Source organism: Rhizobium sp. SVR5-2C, assembly GCF_056755115.1.
On the sequence record NZ_JBNDHT010000303.1, the window covers coordinates 1 to 940 of the forward strand.

Sequence of the window (940 nt, forward strand, 5' to 3'; positions counted from 1 at the left end):
CTCCCACCGCGCCATTTGGCCTATTGAAAGCCGCCGAGGCTCTAATCGCAGTCGGATGAAAGTTCAGTGGCAGGTCAGCCGAGCTCTAATCGTATCGGATGAAAATTTAGTGGCAGGTCAGAACGGGGTCATCTCCGCGGAGGAGGCAGGTGTCGTGATGCCACGTCCTCAGCTGGATCGGTCTCCAGCAACGCCAATGCTCGCTCAAAGATTGCTTCTTTGCCGCACCTCATCGAACAGCATCCACAAAATGAAATCCCTCAATGGGTCAAGGCCACGGTTTAATACGACCGCGACCGGAACATTAGGGGCGTCTTATTGCTGGATGTCTGGGATTGCGCGGCGAGTTTAACTGCTTTGTCGCCTCCTTGCCCTTGGTTTCGTCAAACTGCCCCGCCCCGGCGGGCATCCGCAGCCGTTCTGCATCGCTTTCCTGGCGCAATATAGTGCCACTCGACCTTGTGATCCTTGGCCCAAGCTAGGATTGTGTCGAGGTAAACTCCGTCCCCGTATCGGAAACGATCATACCTGGCTTGCCGCGGCGCTCGATGAGCGTGGTCAGTTCGCGTGCGACACGACCCCGAGATCGATGTATCCGGGATCGCAGCCAGGCACTCGCGTGTCGCTTCGTCCACGACATTGAACGCGCGGAAGCGCCTGCCGCGGGCGAACTGGTCGTGGACAAAATCCAGTGACCAGCGTGCATTGGCTTTTGCTTGCGCCAGGATCGGCGTACAGGTGCCCACGACACGCCGCCTGACCTTTCGCTTGCGAACACTTGCGCTGAAAACGGGAACTGACACCTACAATGAATGCTCGTCAGACCTTCGCCGCGTCGTACGGCAACGGCATGCATGTTCTCTTCTCAAGTCAGCACGTGACGGTTCTCACCTATCTTAGCCGCGAGGGGCTGGTAAAACTTACGTCCAAACGGTGTGAC

General features: G+C 57.6%; 1 pseudogene. It reads right to left on the reverse strand.

The features are described 5' to 3' along the window. Positions 1-428 precede the first annotated feature (428 nt). Positions 429-779: pseudogene (locus tag ACPYOI_RS35800) on the reverse strand (DDE-type integrase/transposase/recombinase); the annotation flags it as partial. Positions 780-940: the final 161 nt, after the last annotated feature.